Origin of the sequence: Histidinibacterium lentulum, assembly GCF_003789055.1 — a bacterium.
In the GTDB taxonomy this organism is placed as follows: domain Bacteria; phylum Pseudomonadota; class Alphaproteobacteria; order Rhodobacterales; family Rhodobacteraceae; genus Oceanicola; species Oceanicola lentulus.
The window spans coordinates 322,092-337,939 of the sequence record NZ_ML119083.1; the positions used below are offsets into that span (position 1 = coordinate 322,092).

At 69.2% G+C, this 15,848-nt stretch carries 12 protein-coding genes; 5 read left to right on the forward strand and 7 right to left on the reverse strand.

Going from position 1 to position 15,848, the window contains the following annotated elements:
* Positions 1-19: 19 nt before the first annotated feature.
* The 7 genes from EAT49_RS07435 to bchF form a co-directional block, all read right to left on the reverse strand.
* A complete protein-coding gene (locus EAT49_RS07435; protein ID WP_123641662.1) occupies positions 20-1,441 on the reverse strand; it encodes a PucC family protein in 1,422 nt (473 codons plus the stop codon).
* On the reverse strand, positions 1,438-2,127 hold the full coding sequence (gene bchM, locus EAT49_RS07440) for a magnesium protoporphyrin IX methyltransferase (RefSeq protein ID WP_123641663.1): 690 nt from the start codon (positions 2,125-2,127) through the stop codon (positions 1,438-1,440). Before bchM ends, EAT49_RS07435 begins: the two co-directional genes overlap by 4 nt.
* A complete protein-coding gene (gene bchL / locus EAT49_RS07445) occupies positions 2,127-3,029 on the reverse strand; it encodes a ferredoxin:protochlorophyllide reductase (ATP-dependent) iron-sulfur ATP-binding protein (protein WP_123641664.1) in 903 nt (300 codons plus the stop codon). Before bchL ends, bchM begins: the two co-directional genes overlap by 1 nt.
* 67 nt (positions 3,030-3,096) lie before the next feature.
* On the reverse strand, positions 3,097-6,627 hold the full coding sequence (locus EAT49_RS07450) for a cobaltochelatase subunit CobN (protein WP_123641665.1): 3,531 nt from the start codon (positions 6,625-6,627) through the stop codon (positions 3,097-3,099).
* A complete protein-coding gene (gene bchB, locus EAT49_RS07455; RefSeq protein WP_123641666.1) occupies positions 6,617-8,161 on the reverse strand; it encodes a ferredoxin:protochlorophyllide reductase (ATP-dependent) subunit B in 1,545 nt (514 codons plus the stop codon). The genes EAT49_RS07450 and bchB overlap by 11 nt, the downstream gene beginning before the upstream one ends.
* A gap of 112 nt (positions 8,162-8,273) precedes the next feature.
* Positions 8,274-9,557 carry a ferredoxin:protochlorophyllide reductase (ATP-dependent) subunit N gene (locus EAT49_RS07460; RefSeq protein WP_123641667.1) on the reverse strand — a complete coding sequence of 428 codons (1,284 nt, stop codon included), beginning with the start codon at positions 9,555-9,557 and terminating at the stop codon, positions 8,274-8,276.
* Positions 9,554-10,042, reverse strand: coding sequence for a 2-vinyl bacteriochlorophyllide hydratase (bchF, locus tag EAT49_RS07465; RefSeq protein WP_123641668.1), 489 nt, complete (start codon positions 10,040-10,042; stop codon positions 9,554-9,556). Before bchF ends, EAT49_RS07460 begins: the two co-directional genes overlap by 4 nt.
* 287 nt (positions 10,043-10,329) lie before the next feature.
* Here bchF and EAT49_RS07470 point away from each other — a divergent pair, with 287 nt between their 5' ends.
* The 5 genes from EAT49_RS07470 (at position 10,330) to EAT49_RS07490 (ending at position 15,848) form a co-directional block, all read left to right on the forward strand.
* Positions 10,330-11,145, forward strand: coding sequence for a cobalamin B12-binding domain-containing protein (locus EAT49_RS07470; RefSeq protein WP_123641669.1), 816 nt, complete (start codon positions 10,330-10,332; stop codon positions 11,143-11,145).
* 35 nt (positions 11,146-11,180) lie between these two features.
* Positions 11,181-12,608 carry a transcriptional regulator PpsR gene (ppsR, locus tag EAT49_RS07475; RefSeq protein WP_123641670.1) on the forward strand — a complete coding sequence of 476 codons (1,428 nt, stop codon included), beginning with the start codon at positions 11,181-11,183 and terminating at the stop codon, positions 12,606-12,608.
* Between the two features lie 40 nt (positions 12,609-12,648).
* Positions 12,649-13,560, forward strand: a complete 912-nt coding sequence (locus tag EAT49_RS07480) for a cation diffusion facilitator family transporter (RefSeq protein WP_123641671.1) — start codon at positions 12,649-12,651, stop codon at positions 13,558-13,560.
* Positions 13,561-13,660: 100 nt separating this feature from the next.
* Positions 13,661-14,569, forward strand: coding sequence for a chlorophyll synthase ChlG (gene chlG, locus EAT49_RS07485; RefSeq protein ID WP_123641672.1), 909 nt, complete (start codon positions 13,661-13,663; stop codon positions 14,567-14,569).
* A 1-nt stretch (position 14,570) separates the two neighbouring features.
* Complete coding sequence (locus tag EAT49_RS07490; RefSeq protein WP_123641673.1) at positions 14,571-15,848, forward strand: BCD family MFS transporter; 1,278 nt, start codon at positions 14,571-14,573, stop codon at positions 15,846-15,848.

Below are 15,848 nucleotides of genomic sequence, written 5' to 3' on the forward strand. Positions count from 1 at the left end.
CGATGGTCCTTTCCTTGGGTCAGGTTGGGAAATCGGCAAGACCCATCTTGACCGGTTCCCGAGGGGTGAGGGCCCGCGTCCGCACCAGCGGGCCGAGAGCGATGAGGGTAAGGAAGATCAGCGCGATCTCGGTGTGGTAGACGACCGAGTAGCCGATGGCCGGCGCGGCGAGGGTTTCGGAGCCTGTCGCCCAGTGGTTGACGACATCGCGCAGGCTGCCGCCGATGAAGATGGAGAGGCCCGCCGCCGTGGCCTGCGCCGCGCCCCAGGCGCCGAGCGCCAGGCCTCGCCCGGCGCTGGAGCCGGTGGGCATCGTCATGGCCGCGGTCAGCGTGGAGACGGCGAACATGCCCGCCCCCATGCCGATCAACGCAGCGCCGGCATAGAACAGGACGTTGGCCTGAAGCGGCGCGGCGAAGATCACCGCGGAGAACGCGACGAGACCGATCAGGAGCCCGGTGCCGGCCATGCGGTGCGGATCGCGGCCCTGGGCCAGCCAGCGCCCGGCGAGGCCGAAGGCGACGAGCGCGCCGCCCGCCCAGAGGGCCGTCAGGAGCGTGGTGGCGGAGACCGAAAGGCCCATGACCTCGCCGCCATAGGGCTCGAGCAGGACGTCCTGCATGTTGAAGGCCATGGTCCCGAGGAACACGACCGCGAGAAGCCGCCCGGCATCGCCTCCGGCCATGTAATCGGCCCAGGCGGCACGGAAGCTGGGCCGGGGACCGGCGCGTTCCTCGCGGCTCATGGGCTTCACACGCTCCTGTTTCCAGAGCGCGATGACGTTGAGAACCAGAGTGACCACGGCGGTGCCCTGGATTACCTGAACCAGCCGCAGGGGCGAGAAGTCGCGCAGGAGCCAGCCGACGACGACCGCGGCGAAGGCCATGCCGACGAGGAAGCTGACGTAGAGCAGGGCGACGACCCGGGGCCGCGTCTCTTCCGTCGCGCGGTCGGCAGCGAGCGCGAGACCGGCGGTCTGGGTCATGTGCATCCCGAGGCCGGTCAGCAGGAAGGCGAGGCCCGCGCCCAGGTAGCCGGCCCAGTCAGCGTCGATGGTCCGGTCGCCGGACAGCACGAGGAGCGCCATCGGCATGATGGCGAGGCCACCGAACTGGTAGAGAGTTCCGAACCAGAGATAGGGAATGCGCTTCCACCCGATGGCGGAGCGGTAGGTATCGGAGCGGAACCCGAGGAGGGCGCGGAAGGGCGCCACCAGAACGGGAATCGCGATCATCAGGGCGACGACCGTGGCGGGCACCGAGAGCTCCACGATCATTACGCGGTTGAGCGTGCCGAGGAGCATCACCGTGGCCATGCCGACGGAGATCTGGAACAGCGAGAGCCGCAGGAGCTGGCCGAGCGGCAGGTCGTCGGAGGCCGCATCCGAGAAAGGCAGGAAGCGGATGGTCATTTTCTTGACGAAGCTGCGGGGGACGATCATCGCGCGGCCTCCGCGGGATCGTGGGTGAACGCGGTCGAAATGTAGAAGCCGCTGGTGACGCGCTCGCGTTCGGCAAGGCGGCCCGGCACGCGCTCGGCGCGAAGGGCCGAGGCGACGCGGGCGGAGGAATGAGGGACCATGACCGGCGAGCGGTCGGAACGCGGGAACATCTTGCCCATGCGCCACATCGCCATCAGCAGGGGCGTGCGCGGCGGCAGGGTGAAGGCGATGGTGCGCGAGGTGCGGGCGCGCAGCAGACCGAGGAGGTGCGCAAGCTCGGTGTCCGTGTAGTAGATCAGGCTGTCCATGGCGACGACATGGTCGAAGCAGCCGAGCCCGGGATCGGCGAGATCGCCGGCGCGAAAGTCGATGCCGAGGCGGGCGGGCACGCGGGCCTTCGCGATCTCGATGAGGTTCGGCGCGATGTCGACGGCGACCACCTCTGCGCCGCGCTTCGCCAGCTCCTCGGCGAGGGCGCCGGTGCCGCATCCCGCGTCGAGCACCCGGGCGCCGGTGAGGTCGGCGGGCAGGCAGCCGAGGAGGACATTCCGCATCCGGTCGCGGCCCACGCGCACGGTCGCGCGGATGCCCGACACCGGCGCGTCCGAGGTCAGACGTTCCCAGGTGCGGGTCGCGGTGCGGTCGAAATAGTCCTCGACCCGGGCAAGGGTGCCGTGGTGGCGCATCAATCGAATCCCAGAAGCTCGAAGATCTCGCGGTCGGGCAGCGGCTCGGGGGCCATGTCCTCGGTGCTGTTCCAGAGGGCCTCGGCGAGGCGGATGTATTCGGCGCGGCAGCGGACGATGTCCTCGTCGTCGTCCATCTCGAAGAGGGTCTTCTTCTTGAGGCGGCTGCGGCGGATGGCGTCGACGTCGGGCATGTGCGCGATGCGCTTGAAGCCCACGACGTCGCAGAAGCGGTCGACCTCGTCGGTGTCCTTCGACCGGTTGGCGACGCAGCCCGCGAGGCGGACCTTGTAGTTCTGGCTCTTGGCCTGCACGGCGGCGATGATCCGGTTCATCGCGTAGATCGAGTCGAAGTCGTTGGCGGTGACGATCACCGCCTTGTCGGCATGCTGGAGCGGCGCGGCGAAGCCGCCGCAGACCACGTCGCCGAGCACGTCGAAGATCACCACGTCGGTCTCGTCGAGCAGGTGATGCTGCTTCAACAGCTTCACCGTCTGGCCGACGACGTAGCCGCCACAGCCCGTCCCCGCGGGGGGGCCGCCGGCCTCGACGCAGAGAACGCCGTTGTAGCCCTCGGTCACGAAGTCCTCGGGCCGCAGTTCCTCAGGGTGGAAGTTCACCTCTTTCAGGATGTCGATGACGGTAGGCTGCAGGTGGCCCGTAAGGGTGAAGGTGCTGTCGTGCTTGGGGTCACAGCCGATCTGCAGCACCCGGCGACCGAGCTTGCTGAACGCCGCCGAGAGGTTCGACGAGGTGGTGGACTTGCCGATGCCGCCCTTGCCGTAGACGGAGAAGACCTTGGCCCCCTCGATCTTCATCGAGGCGTCCTGGTGCACCTGCACCGAGCCTTCGCCGTCCTCTCCCTTGCGGAGATTCGGGATCGTCTCGTCACGTGGGCTCATGATGGCCTCCGGTTCGTCTTGTGGCGAATCTTCGAACGAAAATTCGGTCGGTTGGCGGAAGGGGCGGTCATTCTGCGGCGATCCCTTCCATGCGGTCCTCGATGGCGTCGGCGGCGTCCTGGAGCGCCGCCAGCGTCGCCTCGTCGGGCGTCCAGTAGGCGCGGTCCGACGCCTCGAGCAGGCGGCCGGCCATGCGGGCGCTGGCCTTGGGGTTCAGCTCGGCGAGGCGCTGGCGCATCTCGGGGTCGAGAAGGAAGGTCTCGCTGAGGCGCTGGTAGACCCAGGGCTCCACCTCGCCGGTGGTGGCGGACCAACCGAGGGTGTTGGTCACCGTCGCCTCGATCTGGCGCACCCCCTCGTGGCCGTGCTTCAGCAGCCCTTCGAAGTACTTCGGGTTGAGCGAGCGGGCGCGCGTCTCCAGCGCGACCTGCTGCTGGAGCGTGCGGACCTTGGCGGCGCCGCGGGTCTGGTCGCCGATGTAGACCGGCGCCGCACGCCCCCCGCGCGCCCGGCGCACGGCGCGGGCGATGCCGCCCAGCGTGTCGAAGTAGTGATCGACGGTGGTCACGCCCAGTTCCACCGACTCGAGGTTCTGGTAGGCGAGGTCCACGGTGGCGAGCGCGGCCTGAAGCAGCTCCGGCCGGGCGGCGGGCTTGCCGTCGCGGCCGTAGGCGAAGCACTTGCGCGTCTGATAGGCGTCGGCGAGCTCGTCCTCGTCGCCGAAGGCCGAGCCATCCACCAGAGCGTTGACGTTGGAGCCGTAGGTGCCCTCGGCGTTGGAGAACACCCGCAGCGCCGCGGTTTCGAGATCGCAGCCGGTCTCGCGGGCGTGGGCCAGCGCGTTGGCGCGGACGAAGTTCCGCTCCTCGGGCTCGTCGGCCATGGCGGCCTTCCACGCGGCCTCGGCCAGGAGACGGGTCTGGAGCGGCAGGAGATCGCGGAAGATGCCCGAGAGGGTCATGACCACGTCAATCCGGGGGCGGCCCAGTTCGCTGAGCGGGATCAGGTCCGCGCCGCCGAGCCGGCCGTAGCTGTCGAACCGCGGCCGTGCGCCGATGAGCGCGAGGGCCTGGCCGATGGGCGTGCCGTCCGACTTGATGTTGTCCGAGCCCCAGAGGACCAGCGCCACGGTGCGCGGCAGGCTCCTGTGGGTGTCGAGGAGGAGCTGCGCCTGTTTCGCTCCGTCGGCCAGCGCATAGGCGGTGGGCATCCGGAACGGGTCGAAGGCGTGGAGGTTGCGGCCCGTGGGCAGGATCCCGGGTGAGCGGATCAGGTCGCCGCCCGGCACCGGGGCGATGTAGCGCGCGGAGAGAGCGCGCATCAGGGCGGGCAGTTCGCTGTCCTGCTGCAGGAGCGCGCGGGTGCGGCTGCGGTCGGAGCCCGTGGGCATGAGGTCCAGCATCTCTTCCAGCGCGGCACCCGAAAGGGGGCGACCCATGACGTGGAGCCCGTCCGGGATCAGCGCGCCCTCGGTTTCCAGCACGATCTTCCAGAGCGTGTCGGGATCGCCAGAGAGGTCCACCGCCTCGGCCTGGTCGCGGATCAGCGTCTCGAGCTCGGCGTCGGGCTCTTCGGACCGGCGCCAGCGGGCGAGGCTGTCCTTCAGTTCGGCAAGGCCCTTGTAGAGACCGGCGGCGGCAAGCGGCGGGGTCAGGTGGCTGATGGTGATGGCGCCCGACCGGCGCTTGGCCAGGCTCGCCTCGGAGGGGTTGTTGGCGGCGTAGAGATAGATGTTCGGCATCTCGCCGATCAGCCGGTCTGGCCAGTCGCGGGCGCCGAGGCCGGCCTGCTTGCCCGGCATGAATTCCAGCGCGCCGTGCATCCCGAAATGCAGGATCGCGTCGGCCTTCAGCGTGTTGCGGAGCCAGAGGTAGAAGGTGACGAAGGCATGGGTCGGCGCGAAGCCCTTGTCGAAGAGGAGGCGCATCGGATCGCCCTCCCAGCCGAAGCCGGGCTGCACGCCGACGAAGACCTTGCCGAAGTGACGGCCGAGAACGAAGACGCCGCGCCCGTCGGACTGCACCCGGCCGGGGGCCGGGCCCCAGATCGCCTCGATCGTCTTCAAGGGCGGGGTCTGGCGGACGATGGTGTCGGCATCCACATGGGCCGCGACGTTGGCGTCCTGGCCGTATTGCGCGGCATTGCCGTGGAGGACCATGTCGCGCAGGGCGTCGACGCTCTCGGGGACCTCGACGTCGTAGCCCTCGGACTTCATCCGGGTCAGGGTGTTGAACAGGCTTTCGAAGACCGAGAGATAGGCCGCCGTCCCGGTGGCCCCGGCGTTGGGCGGAAAGCCGAAGAGCACGATGGCGACGGTCTTCTCGGCATTCCTCTTGCGACGCAGGGCAACCATGCGCCCGACCTTCTCTGCCAGCGAGTCGATCCGCTCGAGGCAGGGGGACATGGCCTTCGGCTCCGCCGGAGCGCCGCAGGCATGGGCACAGCCCTTGCAGCCCTCGGCGCCGTGCCGCCCGCCGAAGACCGTGGGGCAGGCGGCGCCGTCGATCTCGGGCAGGGCGATGAGCATGGTGGTCTCGATGGGGCCGAGCCCCTGCCCGTCCGCGGCCCATTGGCCGAGGGTCTGGAACTCCAGTGGCTGGGCGGAGATGTAGGGCACGTCGAGGCGGTTCAGGGTCTCCACCGCCGCGGCGCTGTCATTATAGGCAGGCCCGCCCACGAGGCTGAACCCGGTCAGGGAGACGAGCGCGTCGATGCGGCCTTCGAAGAAGGCCTCGATCGCGGGGCGCCCGTCGAGGCCGCCGGCGAAGGCCGGCAGCACGCGCAGGCCCTGCGCCTCGAGTCTGCGGATCACCGCGTCGTAATGGGCACAGTCGGAGGCGAGGATGTAGGAGCGCATCATCAGGAGGCCAACGGTGCCTGCGGCGCCGGGCGGGCCCTTGATGGCGGCGGGATCGGTGGTGATGCGGGTGCCGGGCAGATCTGGGTGGTAGAGGCCGACATCGGGGTAGTCGATGGGCGCGCGGGCCTGACGGCCGCCGAACTCGGGCCGGTGGCCGTAGCGACCCACGAGGAAGCGCAGCATCTCGGCGATGTTGTCATCCGACCCGCCGAGCCAGTACTGCATCGACAGGAACCAGGCGCGCAGGTCCTGGGCCTTGCCGGGGATCAGCTTCAGGATCTTCGGCAGGCGGCGCAGAGTGCGCATCTGCCTGGCGCCCGAGTTGCCGCCCTGTTTCGAGGCGCCGCGCAGCTTCTTCATCAGCGCGGCGAGGCCCGAGGGCGGGGCGGACATGTCGAGATCGCCCATCTTCGTCAGGCGCACGATCTCCGGGGCGGCGATCAGGCCGACCAGGGCATCCACGCTGTCGCGGCGGGCGTGAAGATCGGGGAGAATCGCCTGCACATGCTCCTCGAGGAAGAGCAGGTTCGCGACGATCAGGTCGGCGCCGGCGAGGGCCTGTTTTGTCTCGGCGAGGCGGTGCGGCTGCTGGTGCCATTCGGCGGCAGCGAAGATCTCGACGTCGAGGCCCGGGAAATCGGGCGCGAGGCGCGAGGCGGCACGCCGCGCCGGGCCGCAGGCGTGGGCGTCGAGCGTGAGGATCACCACGCGGTAAGGGCGGATCACCTCATCGCGCATAATGGGCCTTCGCCTCGTAGAGGGTATCGACGCTGATTTCGCGCACGCCTTTCCGGGCAGCGAATGTCTCCGTGTTGCGGCGCGCCTTGCCGCGGACGAAGAAGGGGATCTTCTTCAGCTCCTTCTCGGCAGCGGGAAGCCAGACGATGTCGAAGCTGCTCTCGGCGGCGGGCTGCTCGTCCGCCCTTTCGGGCGGTCTCGCGGACTCCTCGGTGCGGGCCTTGGCCTTGTGGCCATGATGGCTGGCCCCGGCGTCGTCGTGGAACTCGAAATCCTCGCGGAACATGGCGAGGAGATGCTCCTCGAGGCCCATCACCAGGGGATGCACCAGCGTGTCGAAGAGCACGTTCGCGCCCTCGAAGCCCATCACGGGAGAATAGCGCGCGGGAAAGTCCTGCACATGGACGGGGGCGGAGATCACGGCGCAGGGGATGCCGAGGCGCTTGCCGATGTGGCGCTCCATCTGGGTGCCGAGGATCATCTCGGGGGCGAGGCGCTCGATCGCCTCCTCCACCTCGAGGTAGTCGTCGGTGATCAGGGCCTCGACGCCGTAACCTTCGGCGCATTTGCGCAGGGCGCGGGCCTGTTCGCGGTTGTAGCAGCCCATGCCCACGACCTCGAAGCCCATCTCGTCGCGGGCGACGCGGGCCATGGCCATGACGTGGGTGCCGTCGCCGAAGAGGAAGACGCGCTTGCCGGTGAGGTAGGTCGAATCGACCGAGGCCGACCACCAGGGCATCCGGAGGTGGGTCTCGTCGGGGCGGGTGCCCAGCCCAGTGATCTTCTGCACCTCGGCGACGAAATCGCGGGTGGCGCCGACGCCGATGGGGATGGTTTTCGTGAAAGGCTGGCCGTGTTCCCTTTCGAGCCAGCGCGCGGCGGTCTCGGCCGTCTCGGGGTAAAGGAGCACGTTGAAATGGGCCGCCGGAAGGCGGGCGAGGTCGGCGGGCGTGGCATCGAGCGGCGCGGAGACGTTCACCTCGATGCCCATGTCGGCCAGCAGCCCGGTGATCTCGCGGATGTCGTCGCGGTGGCGGAAGCCCAGCGCGGTGCCGCCGAGGATGTTGCAGGTGATGCGCGGCGTGCGGTCCTGCGGCCGGGCGAGGGCGCGGCAGAGACGGTAGAAGGTCTCGTCGCAGCCGTAGTTTTCCTTGCGCTGGTAGGAGGGCAGTTCCAGCGGGATCACGGGGATCGAAAAACCCATGGTTTCGGACATGCCGCCCGGATCGTCCTGGATCAGCTCGGCGGTGCAGGAGGCGCCGACGATGATCGCCTGGGGATCGAAGCGCGCGACCGCGTCGCGGCAGGCGGTCTTGAAGAGGCCGGCGGTGTCGGCGCCGAGATCGCGGGCCTGGAAGGTGGTGTAGCTGACCGGCGGGCGGTGGTTGCGCCGCTCGATCATGGTGAAGAGAAGGTCCGCGTAGGTGTCGCCCTGGGGCGCGTGCAGGACGTAGTGCAGGCCCTTCATCGCGGTGGCGATGCGCATGGCGCCGACATGGGGCGGGCCTTCGTAGGTCCAGACCGAGAGCTTCATGGCCGGCCTCCGGGGGCGCTGCCCCCGGACCCCCGGGATATTTCCGGCCAGAAAAGGGAGGGGGCCGGGCCGGTGCAGGCGACCGAGAGCATGGGGCGGAGGGCGGGAGGGGTCATTCGGCGGCCTCGAGCTTCAGCAGGGCCTTGCGGCGCAGGGGGCGCGCGAAGAGCGCGGCGAGGTCGCCGGCCTGCTCGTAGAAGTGGACCGGGGTGAAGACGAGCTCGATGGCCCATTTCGTGCTGAGGCCCTCGGCCTCCAGCGGATTGGCGAGGCCGAGGCCGCAGACCGTGAGGTCGGGACGGTCGGCGCGGACGCGGTCGAGCTGGAGGTCCACGTCCTGCCCTTCGGCGATGCGGGGACCGGCGGGCAGGAGGTCGAGGTCGGGACCGTGGATCGCGTCGTGGATGTAGGGCGAGGCCACCTCGACGGGCGTCATGCCGCATTCGCGGGCAAGAAAGCGCGCGAGCGGGATCTCGAGCTGGCTGTCGGGCAGGAAGAACACCGTCTTGCCCGAGAGCGTCCGGGCGGCGGCGGCCACGGCCTTGCGGGCGCGGGCGCGGGGGGCGGCGGTGACGCGCTCGAAGGTCTCGGCATCGACGCCGAACTCGCGGGCGATGGCGGCGAGCCAGGCGGTCGTGCCCTCCTCGCCGAAGGGGAAGGGCGCCGCGAGGTGGCGGGCGCCGCGGCGCAGGAGGGCGGCGTGGGTCTCGCCGAGGAAGGGCTGGGCGAGGGCGAAGACGGTGTTCGGGCCGACGGCGGTCTCGTCGTCGATGCGGCGGGCGGGCAGGAGGCGGATCGGGCCGATGCCCATGGCCTCCAGCAGGCCGACCATCTGGTCCTCGACCACGTCCGGAAGGGCGCCCACGACGAGGAGTTCGCGCGCCTCGGTCCGGGGCAGGACGGGGACCATGGAGGCGAGGCAGGCGTCCTCGCCTTCGGTGAAGGTCGTCTCGATCCCGCTGCCCGAATAGTTCAGCACCCGCACCCGGGGGGCGAATCGCTGGCTGAGCCGTTCGGCGGCCTTCGAGAGGTCGATCTTGATGACCTCGGAGGGACAGGAGCCGACGAGGAAGAGCTGGCGGATGTCGGGGCGGCGGGAGAGGAGCTTCGCCACCTCGCGGTCGAGCTCCTCGTGGGCGTCGGCCATGCCGGCGAGATCGCCCTCCTCGAGGATCGCGGTGCCGAAGCGGGGCTCGGCGAAGATCATCACGCCGGCGGCGGCCTGCAGGAGATGGGCGCAGGTGCGCGAGCCCACGACGAGGAAGAAGGCGTCCTGCATCTTGCGGTGCAGCCAGACGATGCCGGTGAGGCCGCAGAAGACCTCGCGCTGGCCGCGCTCCTTGATGACGGGGGCGGTGCGGCAGCCGCCGCCGGAGGGCAGGCCGGGGGCGGTCATGCGCGGCCCTCCTCGGAGAGGCGGGCGTGGCGCAGTTTCAGCAGGAACTGCGCGGCGTTGACCACATAGAGGCCGTAGGCGACGAGGGCGACCGCCACGAGCGTCGCCGGGTCCCAGCCGCCCGTCATCAGGCCGTAGAGATAGGCCGTGTGCACGGCGATCACGGCGAAGCTGACCATGTCCTCCCAGAAGAAGGCGGGGGCGAGGAGGTACCGGCCGAAGACGACCTTCTCCCAGATCGCGCCGGTGACCATGATCGTGTAGAGGATCAGCGTCTTCAGCACGATCGAGACGGTCGCGGCGCCGTAGCCCTCGCCGGTCCAGAGATAGCGCAGCACGAGCGCCAGAGAGACGAGGAACACCAGGAACTGCACCGGGGCCAGCACGCCCTGGACCGTCGTCCAGACGGTGGCGTCCCGGCGGGCGCGTTCCTCGGGCGTGTAGAGCGCCTGTCTCTGGGGGGCCGCCGCGGTGGCAAAGGCCATGTCAACGTCTCCTGACAAAATCTCCTGTAAAGATAGACAGTCGAGTCGGGCGGTGTCAACTTTCCTTTACATGTTCCTGTCGGCCGTCGAGTCCCTTGTCCAGCCCCCGCGAGCGGGCGCTTCGGATCATGATAATAGGGACTTTTTCAACGCCGTGCCGCGAGGCGCATGGGCAAGTGTCAATTTACTTTGACAATGTGTCCGAGTTCTCTGACAATGCCTCCATCCGTCCGACGGTATGGCCGGGCCCATGGGGGGCCGGGCCGTCGGCGGCGGAGGTCGCGTAGATGGCACAGTCGCTCGGTTCCCAGGCCATCCGCCACGGTCCGGACCCTGTGCCTCACGGACCTGACACGCAACCCGCCATCGAGACGATCTGGACGGCCTCCGGGGCCGATCGCCGCCGGTGCGACCCCGCCCCCGAAGCCGATGGGGCCGCGCTCGACCGGCTGGAGGCGGGTCTGCTGTCGCCCGAGTCCGATGGCGCACGGGAGGCGCTGGACGATCTCGCCGCCTGGGGGATCCCGGCAGAGGAGGTCGCGGATCTCCATGTTCCCGCCATGGCGCGGCGCCTCGGGCTCCGCTGGCACCGGGACGAGCTGAGCTTTGCGCAGGTGACCATCGGCATGTCGCGGCTGCAGCGGCTGGTGCGGGATATCGTGGCGGAGTTCGACACGGACCGCTGCGTGGGCCGCGAGGTCGGCTCGCTGCTGCTGGTCGTGCCCGAACAGGAGCAGCACACCCTTGGCGCGATCCTCCTGTGCGGCCAGCTGCGCAGGCGGGGTCTGTCGGTGCGGCTCTGGCTGGGCTTTCGGCCCGGGGATGCCGCCGATGCCCTCACGTCAGGATCCTATGACGGCGTGTTCATCTCCGCTTCGCGCTCATACGGTCTTGAAAACCTTCAGGAGGTCATCAAATCTGTGCGCGACGCCGCGCTGTCGACCCTGCCGGTCTGCATCGGAGGTTCCTTTACGGAACCCTTGCGACTGCCGAGGGACGTAGAGGCCGCGGTCCATATGACCGAGGACATCGACGAGGCGCTCGAGATTTGCGGTATCCACACCAGAGTCGCGCCGCCCGCGCCCCGCGCGTTACGGAGTTAAATCATGGTACAGCGCACGACCCCGGCGGACTGGAGATGACCTCCAGGGGCATGCGCTATTGGGAGAGCGGAGCGATACCGCTCATCGCCCCCGAGATCCTGGGCGACATCATCACCCAGGTGGCCGATGTCGGCATCGTCATCAATGAATCGGGTTCGGTCCTCTCGGTGATGGTGAACCCGCAGACGGACGGCCTGCAGCGCCTCGTTCAGCTCGAGGGCGAGGACCTGCGCAGCGTTCTTGCCCGGGAAAGCATATCGAAATTCGACGAGCGGCTGACGGCGTTTCTCGAAGGCAAGGGAAGCGTGCGGCCGGTTGAGCTGAACCACGACGAGGCGCGCATCCCGATCGGCTTTCCGGTGCGCTACAGCTTCCATCGGATCGGGCCCGATGGCGCGATCCTGCTGCTGGGCCGCGACCTGCGGCCCATAGCCGAGATGCAGCAGCAGCTGGTGAAGGCGCAGATCGCGCTGGAGCGGGATTACGAGACCCAGCGCGAGTTCGACACCCGGTTCCGCGTGCTGATGGAGGCCACGCGGGACGCCCATCTCTTCGTCTCCCTCCAGACCGGACGAATCACGGAGGCCAACACCGCCGCGGCGACGGCGCTGGGCAGCGACCGCGACGACATCGTGAACACGGCGCTGACCGCGCTGGTCGAGGGCAGGCGCAAGGGCGAACTGATCGAGGCGCTGACGACGCAGGCGCTGGCCGAGCGGCCGGTGGCGGTCGAGGCGCGGGCGCGCAAGGGCGGAGACCCGCTGCGGCTGGTTCCGACGATCTTCCGGTCCGGCGGGGACCGGATGCTGCTCTTGCGGGTGGAGACCTCCTCGGAGGGAGCCGCCGGCGGCGACGCCCTGGCGACCAACCTGATGGGGCTGTTCCAGCTCGGCCCGGACGCCATCGTCTTCACGGACGATGCGGGCACGATCCTGTCGTCCAACGAGGGGTTCCTCGAACTGATCGACGCGGCCCACGACCTGAGCGTGAAGGGGCGGTCGCTGTCCGATTTCCTCCAGCGCGGCTCGGTGGACCTGCGGGTGCTGGCCGAGAACGCCGCCCGGGCGGGACGGATGCGGATGTACGCCACGAAGGTGGTGGGCGACTACATCTCGCCCCGGGCGGTGGAGATCGCGGCGACGGCCCTGCAGGGCGGGGAAAGGACTGTCTTCGCCTATGTGCTGCGCGACACCAGTCGCGCCGAGACCGTGCGCACCGCCGCGTCGCCGATGACGGACGAGGGCGTGCGGTCGGTGATGGAGCTGGTGGGCAGCGCCACGCTGAAGGACATCGTGGCCGAGACGACGAACGTGGTCGAGAAGATGTGCATCGAGACCGCGGTCGAGCTGACGATGAACAACCGCGTGGCCGCCGCCGAGATGCTGGGCCTGTCGCGGCAGTCGCTCTACGTGAAGCTGAGGAAATACGGGCTGCTGAGCAGGAACGAGGACGGCGAGGACTGAACCTTGCGGCCTCTGGCGCAAGGGTCCACGCTGGGCGCCCATGTCGCGGCATCACCATCATCATGACCATGGCGGCGACCGGCGGCTGAGTGCCGCCGTCGTGGTGAACCTTGGCCTGACAGTGGCGCAGGTGGCGGGCGGACTGCTGTCGGGCTCGCTCGCGCTGATCGCGGATGCGCTGCACAATCTCAGCGACGCGATGTCTCTGATCATCGCGCTCGTGGCAAGACGCATCGCCCGCAGGCCGCCCGATGCGCGGATGACCTTCGGCTATGCGCGGGCCGAGACGGTGGCGGCGCTGATCAACTACACCACGCTGATCCTCATCGCGCTCTATCTCGGCTACGAGGCGGTCGCCGGCCTGATCTCGCCGGACCCGGTGGGTGGATGGATCATGATCGTCGTGGCAGGAATCGCGCTGGTGGTGGACCTCGTGACAGCCGCGCTGACCTACGCCATGTCGAAGCAGAGCCAGAACATCCGCGCGGCTTTCCTGCACAATCTCGCCGATGCGCTGGGATCCGTGGCGGTGATCGTCGCCGGCGTGCTCGTGCTGCTCCACGACTGGTGGAGGGTCGATTCGATCGCCACACTCGGGATCGCGGGCTATGTGCTGTGGATGTCCGCGACGGAGATCGGCGGCGTGATCCGGATTCTGATGCTGGGCGCGCCGGACGAGCCCTCGACCGGGGAGGTGATCGGCGCGATCCGCGGGGTGGACGGAGTCGGCGACGTGCACCACGCGCATCTGTGGCAGATGGAGGAGCATGCGACAGCGTTGCAGGCCCATGTCACGCTGGATGCCGGGCGGTGGGGGAACGCCGACGCCATCAAGGCGGAGATCAAGGTCCGGCTGCGGGAACGGTTCGGGATCGGGCACGCGACACTGGAGCTGGAATGCGCGCGGCACGGCTGCGTGGATGCGGCCGTCGTGGGCCACGGCGACAGCTGAGAGGGGCTGGACCGGAGGGGACGGGCTGCGACCCGCTGTCCGACTGTAAGGCTGAGTTTACACTTGCCGAAATGCCGATTGTCATCCTAATCTGACAGTCATGAGCGTCCTGTCCGATCTGCCCCCCGTCGAACGCCGCTGGCCCGAGCCCCGGGCGGCACTGCGGCTGATCAAGCCGATCACCTGGTTTCCACCGATGTGGGCCTTTGCGTGCGGCGCGGTCTCGGGTGGCGGCTCCTTTGCGGAAAACTGGGGCCTTGTGGTGCTGGGCGTGCTGCTCGCGGGTCCCATCGTCTGCGGCATGAGCCAGGCGGCGAACGACTGGTGCGACCGGCACGTCGACGCGATCAACGAGCCGGACCGCCCGATTCCCTCGGGCCGCATCCCGGGCCGCTGGGGCCTCTGGATCGCCCTCGCCATGTCGGTGCTGTCGCTCGTCGTGGGCTGGCAGCTTGGCCCCTGGGGCTTTGCCGCGACCGTGGCGGGCGTGCTGGCGGCCTGGGCGTACAGCCAGGAGCCCGTCCGGCTGAAGCGGTCGGGCTGGTGGGGACCGGGGCTTGTGGGGCTCAGCTACGAGACCCTGCCCTGGATCACCGGCGCGGCGATACTTTCTGCCGGCGCGCCGTCGCCCGAGGTGCTGATCGTCGCCCTGCTCTATGGCCTCGGCGCGCACGGGATCATGACGCTCAACGACTTCAAGGCCCTGGAAGGCGACACGCAGACGGGCGTGAATTCCCTGCCCGTCACGCTGGGCCCCGAACGCGCGGCGCGGCTGGCCTGCTGGGTCATGGCGCTCCCTCAGGTCGCGGTGATCCTGCTCCTGGCCTACTGGGACCGGACCGGCCACGCCATCGCCGTGACATGGCTGCTGATCCTGCAGACCCATGCCATGCGGGTCATGCTGAACGACCCGGAGGGCAAGGCGCCATGGTACAACGGAACCGGCGTGGTTCTCTATATCTCGGGGATGATGGTCACGGCCTTCGCCCTGCGCGGACTGGGGGTCTAGGATGACACTCTCCTGGGTCCAGATCGTGCGGCTGGGGCTGGTGCAGATGTGCCTCGGCGCCATCGTTGTGCTGATGACCTCGACCCTGAACCGGCTGATGGTGGTGGAACTGTCCCTGCCCGCCGTCCTGCCGGGCCTGCTCGTGGCGCTGCACTACGGCATCCAGCTGAGCCGGACGCAGCTCGGCTTCGCCTCCGACCGGGGCGGGCGGCGGACGGTGTTCATCACCGGCGGAATGGCGGTGCTGGGCGCAGGGGCGGCGCTGGCCACCTCCGCGATCCTCCTGTTTCCTGTCAACTACTGGGCGGGCCTCTCGGTTTCGATCCTCGCCTACGCGCTGATCGGGCTCGGCGCGGGGGCCGCAGGCACCTCCGTTCTGGCGCTCCTCGCCACGGCGACGGCGGCAAGGCGGCGCGCGGCGGCGGCGACGATCACCTGGCTGATGATGATCTTCGGCATCGCAGTGACGGCGGGTGTCGTGGGCACCCTGCTCGATCCCTATTCGCCGGGCCTGCTCATGCGGATCGTGGGCGCGGTCACGGTGGGCGCGGTCGTCGTCACGGCCTTTGCCATCCATGGGATCGAACGCAGCGTGCGCGCGGTGCAGGAGCCGGAACAGACGCCGTTCCTCGAAGGTCTGGCACAGGTCTGGGCGGAGCCGCGCGCGCGGGTGTTCACCATGTTCGTCTTCCTGTCGATGACCGCCTATTTCATGCAGGAGCTGATCCTCGAGCCCTACGCCGGCCTCGTCTTCGGTTTCACGCCTGGACAGTCCACCCAGCTGTCGGGCGCACAGAACGGCGGGGTGTTCCTCGGGATGATCACGGTCGGCGTGCTGGCCACAGGCCTCGGTCTCGGAACGCTCCGGCACTGGGTCATCGCGGGGTGCCTCGGGTCGGCTGCGGCGCTGTCGGTGATCTCGGCCATCGGCCCGGCGGGGCTGTCGACGCTGCTGGTCCCCGCCGTGGTCGCCATGGGCTTTTTCAACGGCATGTTCGCGGTCGCGGCGATAGGCTCGATGATGGCCATGGCGGGCGAGGGCCGGGAACGGCGCGAGGGCACGCGCATGGGCCTCTGGGGTGCCGCGCAGGCCATCGCGGCGGGCTTCGGCGGGCTGACAGGTGCTGCGCTCGCGGACGTGATGCGCACCGTCCTGCCCGACGCGTCGGCCTTCGGCACGGTCTTCGTGATCGAGGCCACACTCTTTGTCGCGGCGGCCCTGATGGCCGCGCGGATCATGGACCGGGGCACCGTCCCCCAGCTGGTACCGGGAGAATGA

Excerpts from the sequence above, each read along its gene's own strand:
- EAT49_RS07480 (WP_123641671.1), top strand. The coding sequence starts at position 12,649 with ATGTCGCGGCATCACCATCATCATGACCATGGCGGCGACCGGCGGCTG.
- EAT49_RS07460 (WP_123641667.1), bottom strand. The coding sequence starts at position 9,557 with ATGACCGCCCCCGGCCTGCCCTCCGGCGGCGGCTGCCGCACCGCCCCC.
- EAT49_RS07490 (WP_123641673.1), top strand. The coding sequence starts at position 14,571 with ATGACACTCTCCTGGGTCCAGATCGTGCGGCTGGGGCTGGTGCAGATG.
- bchL (WP_123641664.1), bottom strand. The coding sequence starts at position 3,029 with ATGAGCCCACGTGACGAGACGATCCCGAATCTCCGCAAGGGAGAGGAC.
- bchB (WP_123641666.1), bottom strand. The coding sequence starts at position 8,161 with ATGAAGCTCTCGGTCTGGACCTACGAAGGCCCGCCCCATGTCGGCGCC.
- EAT49_RS07435 (WP_123641662.1), bottom strand. The coding sequence starts at position 1,441 with ATGATCGTCCCCCGCAGCTTCGTCAAGAAAATGACCATCCGCTTCCTG.
- EAT49_RS07450 (WP_123641665.1), bottom strand. The coding sequence starts at position 6,627 with ATGCGCGATGAGGTGATCCGCCCTTACCGCGTGGTGATCCTCACGCTC.
- ppsR (WP_123641670.1), top strand. The coding sequence starts at position 11,181 with ATGACCTCCAGGGGCATGCGCTATTGGGAGAGCGGAGCGATACCGCTC.
- EAT49_RS07470 (WP_123641669.1), top strand. The coding sequence starts at position 10,330 with ATGGCACAGTCGCTCGGTTCCCAGGCCATCCGCCACGGTCCGGACCCT.
- bchM (WP_123641663.1), bottom strand. The coding sequence starts at position 2,127 with ATGCGCCACCACGGCACCCTTGCCCGGGTCGAGGACTATTTCGACCGC.
- chlG (WP_123641672.1), top strand. The coding sequence starts at position 13,661 with ATGAGCGTCCTGTCCGATCTGCCCCCCGTCGAACGCCGCTGGCCCGAG.
- bchF (WP_123641668.1), bottom strand. The coding sequence starts at position 10,042 with ATGGCCTTTGCCACCGCGGCGGCCCCCCAGAGACAGGCGCTCTACACG.